This is a genomic window from Streptomyces longispororuber, from assembly GCF_014656095.1.
Taxonomy (GTDB): domain Bacteria; phylum Actinomycetota; class Actinomycetes; order Streptomycetales; family Streptomycetaceae; genus Streptomyces; species Streptomyces longispororuber.
Genome location: NZ_BNBT01000288.1, coordinates 1 through 4,035, shown reverse-complemented (window position 1 = coordinate 4,035; position 4,035 = coordinate 1). Strand labels below are relative to the sequence as shown.

General features: G+C 73.8%; 4 protein-coding genes. 1 reads left to right on the top strand and 3 read right to left on the bottom strand.

Annotated elements, in window-relative coordinates; genetic code table 11:
• Window positions 1–949 (bottom strand): serine/threonine-protein kinase (locus tag IE330_RS38010; RefSeq protein WP_190140745.1); only part of this gene is annotated, 949 nt, incomplete at its 3' end.
• A gap of 239 nt (window positions 950–1,188) precedes the next feature.
• A complete protein-coding gene (kbpA, locus tag IE330_RS38005) occupies window positions 1,189–1,959 on the bottom strand; it encodes an AfsK-binding protein KbpA (RefSeq protein ID WP_190140744.1) in 771 nt (256 codons plus the stop codon).
• Between the two features lie 277 nt (window positions 1,960–2,236).
• Between kbpA and IE330_RS38000 the strand changes: the two genes are divergently transcribed.
• On the top strand, window positions 2,237–2,884 hold the full coding sequence (locus IE330_RS38000; RefSeq protein ID WP_190140743.1) for a TetR family transcriptional regulator: 648 nt from the start codon (window positions 2,237–2,239) through the stop codon (window positions 2,882–2,884).
• Between the two features lie 362 nt (window positions 2,885–3,246).
• Here the strand turns inward: IE330_RS38000 and IE330_RS37995 are convergent.
• On the bottom strand, window positions 3,247–4,035 hold a 789-nt coding region (locus IE330_RS37995; RefSeq protein WP_268257394.1), incomplete at its 5' end, for an acyl-CoA dehydrogenase family protein.

The window sequence follows — 4,035 nt, the reverse complement described above, 5'->3', positions numbered from 1 at the left end:
CCCGGCCGCCGGACCCGGTGGTGGCCGCGGCGGCCCGCGCGGGCGTCCGCCCGCCGCGCCGGGCCTCGATGAGCGCGACGGCCCGCTCGGGCAGCCACGCGGAGGCGGTGCCGCTGTCGTCGCCGTTGCCCTCGTTGGCGAACAGGTGCGGGGCGAGCTGCGCCTGGAGGTCGCCCGGCGTGGGCCGCAGCGCGGCGTCCATCTGCATGCAGGACTCGATGAGCGGCCGCAGCTCGTCGGGCAGCCCCTCCAGGTCGGGCCCCTCGCGCAGCAGCATGAAGACGGTCTCGACGGGGTTGGCGCCGTGGAAGGGGGCGTGGCCGGTGGCGGCGAAGACGAGGGTGGAGCCGAGCGAGAAGACGTCGCTGGCGCCGGTGACGCTGCGGGAGTCCTTCGCCTGCTCGGGTGACATGTACGCCGGGGTGCCGACGGCGACGTTGGTCATGGTCAGGCGGGTGTTGGAGACGCCGGACGCGATGCCGAAGTCGATCACGCGGGGGCCGTCCTCGACGACGAGGACGTTGGACGGCTTCAGGTCGCGGTGGACGAGGCCCGCGCCGTGGATGGACTCCAGGGCCTCGGCGACGCCCGCGGCGAGCCAGCGCACGGCCTGGGTGGGCAGCGGCCCGTGCTCGCTCACTATCTCCTCGAGCGAGGGCGCGGGCACGTACGCCGTGGCGAGCCAGGGCACGGCGGCGCGCGGGTCGGCGTCGACCACGGCGGCCGTGTAGAAGCCGGACACGGCGCGGGCGGCCTCCACCTCGCGCGTGAAGCGCACGCGGAAGAGCTGGTCCTCGGCGAGCTCGGTCCGCACCGTCTTGATCGCCACGCGCCGCCCCGACGCGGAGCGCGCGAGATAGACGAGCCCCATGCCGCCGGCCCCGAGCCGCCCCAGGACCTCGAACGGGCCGATCCGCCGCGGATCGTGCTGCGTCAGTTGGTCCACCACTTGCCTGCCACCTCCCCGTACGCGGCCGCCGTTCCCGAGCGGCCCCGTGCAGCGTCTCACCACCGAGCCGCTAGGGCGGCACGCACCCTGATTCTTCCTGGCCGGGGCGCCGGGCGCTAACCCGGGGCGACATCGGGCCGTTTCCGGGCAAAACCGGCCTACCGGGACCGGCGGGGGCCTCTCCCCGGCCCCGGCCCGCCCCGGCCCGCCCCGGCCGCTCCCGTGGCGGTCCCGGCCCCTCAGTCCTGCAGCACCCCGAACGCCGCCCCCTGGTTGTCGGCCAGGACGGCCACGCGCCCGTACTGGATGTCGAACGGCTCCGTCCGCACCCGGCCGCCGAGCCGCCGCACCGCGGCCGCCGTCGCGTCGCAGTCGGCCACGCAGAAGTAGCTGAGGAAGTGCGCGGGCATCTCGGCCGGGAAGGAGCCCGCCAGCACGGCCCGGCCGCCGATCGCGGTGTCGGGCCCGGCGGCGGCGCCCCGCGGCGACCAGGTGCGGAAGTCCTCGCCGCCGACCTCGACGTCGTAGACCCCGTACTCGAAGACGGACTCGTAGAACGGGTCGACGACGCTCTTGTCGCGCGCGTACACCTCCGTCCAGCAGTACGTGCCCGGCTCCCGCAGCCTGCCGAAGCCCCGGTGGGAGCCCGCCTGCCAGAGCCCGAAGACCGCGCCCTCGGGGTCGGCCACCAGGCCGGTCGTGCCGAACGGCCCCACCGGCACCGGCTCGGTGATCACCTGGCCGCCCGCGACGGCGACGCGGGCCGCGGTCGTGGCGGCGTCCGGCGTCGCCAGGTACACCGTCCAGGCGGTCGGCAGGCGGCCGTCCGCCTTGGGGGCGAGGGCGGCGACGGGCTGTCCGTCGAGGCTCGCCAGGACGTAGTGCCCGTACTCGCCGCCCGCGGCGTCGTCGAAGGACCACCCGAAGAGCTCACCGTAGAAGCGCTTGCCGCCCTCGACGTCGGGCAGCGCCGCGTCCACCCAGCAGGGGACGCCTTCCGCGAATTCCATCGAACTGCTTCCTCTCAGCCGCCCCGCCGCACGCGCCGTCGGCCCACCGGGACGACCGCCCCGTGTCCTCCGTCACAGCCAAGCTAACCGCGCGCGCGGAGCTCCGCAGCCCACGGATTCGAACACCTGGCCAATTCTTTTCGGACGGCGTCCCCCCGGACCGCCCGGGCGCCCTCCGGCGCACGGAGGACATCCGTCGGCGCCCCCGTGCCACCCCTTCAACCCCATTTGCACTCGGCCGAATCGCGCTCCGATCACCCCTCGGTAAGCTGACGGCATGACAGGACAGGTACGAACCGTCGACGGCCGAGTGGCCGGTCGGCGTGGTCAAGCGACACGTCAGAAACTGCTCGACTGCCTGAGCGAGATGCTCAGCTCGTCCCCCTACCGCGATGTGAAAGTCATCGACGTCGCCCGGAAGGCGGGCACTTCGCCGGCGACGTTCTACCAGTACTTTCCCGACGTCGAGGGCGCGGTCCTGGAGATCGCGGAACAAATGGCCGCCGAAGGGGCCGAATTGACCACCCTGCTGGAGGGCCGCTCCTGGGTCGGCAAGGCCGGGTGGCAGACCTCGCAGGACCTCGTCGAGGGCTTCCTGGACTTCTGGCGGAAGAACGACGCCATCCTCCGCGTCGTCGACCTCGGCGCCGCCGAGGGCGACAAGCGCTTCTACAAGATCCGCATGAAGATCCTGAACTCGGTCAACAACTCCCTTGCGGACACCGTCAAGGAGCTCCAGGCCAAGGGCAAGGTCGACAAGGACGTGAGCCCCGCCGCGCTGGCCGGTTCGCTGGTGGCCATGCTCGCCGCGGTCGCCTCGCACCAGCGCGGCTTCCAGTCCTGGGGCGTCAAGCAGGCCGAACTGAAGCCGAACCTCGCCACGTTGGTCCACCTGGGCGTCACGGGCAAGAAGCCGTCCAAGTAGGGCCCCGGCGAGGCAGCAGCCCCTCACCGTCCTGTCATCCGCGCGGCCGCTCCCGGCCGCTCCCTCACAGGGCTGCGCCTTCTCCTCCGTACGCGCCACTCCCCCGGGTCTCCTCCCTTCTCCCAGGCCGCCCACGTTCCCTCGGGTCGCCCGCGTTCCCTCGGGCCGCCTCCGCTCCCTCGCGGCGCGCCTTTCCCTCGTAGCGCACCATTCCTTTTTCCACTCACCTTTTCTTCGCGTCACGTACGCACTTCACGTCACACACGCACTTCGCGTCACGTACGCACTTCGCGTCGCGCTTTCCCCGTGTCGCGTCTTTCCCCTGTATCGCGCCTTTTCCCACGCCGCGCCTTTCCTTTGCGTCACTTCCCGTCGGCCCCGGACCCGTACGCGAACAGCCCCGCGCGCTCCGCCGCGTGGGCGCGCAGCCGGTGTACGGGGCCGAACAGCAGCTCGTCGCCCGTGGCCCGCTTGAGGAACAGGTGGGCGTCGTGCTCCCAGGTGAAGCCGGTGCCGCCGTGCAGGTGCACCGCCTCGGACGCCGCCTGCCGCAGTGCCTCCAGAGCCCGCGCGAGCGCCGGTGCGCCCGCCCGCTCCTCCGGTGCCGACCCCGCCGCCCACGCCGCGTAGTACGCCGCCGACCGCGCCGCCTGCACGGCCGCGTGGACGTCCGCCAGGCGGTGCTTCACCGCCTGGAACGAACCGATCGGGCGGCCGAACTGCTCGCGCTCCTTGGCGTGGCCGACGGTCCGGGCGAGCGCCTCGTCGGCGGCGCCGACGGCCTCGGCGGCCAGCACGGCGGCCACCACCTGCCCCGCCTCCGCGAGAGCCTTGAGCACGGCGCCGCCGTCGTCGTCGCCGAGCAATTGGGCGCTTGCGTCCCGCAGTTCGACGCGGGCCTGCGGGCGGGTCTCGTCCAGCGTGGGCACGCGTACGCGGGTCAGGCCGGCGGCGTCGCCCCGTACGAGGAACAGCAGGGTCCGGGGGCGGGCGTAGCCGCCGGTGTGCGCGGCGACGAGCAGCAGGTCCGCGCTGTGCCCGCCGAGGACCTGGTCGGCCTGGCCGTACAGCCGCCAGCCCCCGTCGGCCGCGGCGGCGGCCTGCTCGCCGCCCCCGCGTCCGCCGCCCCCCCAGGGGCCGCCGTTGCCGCC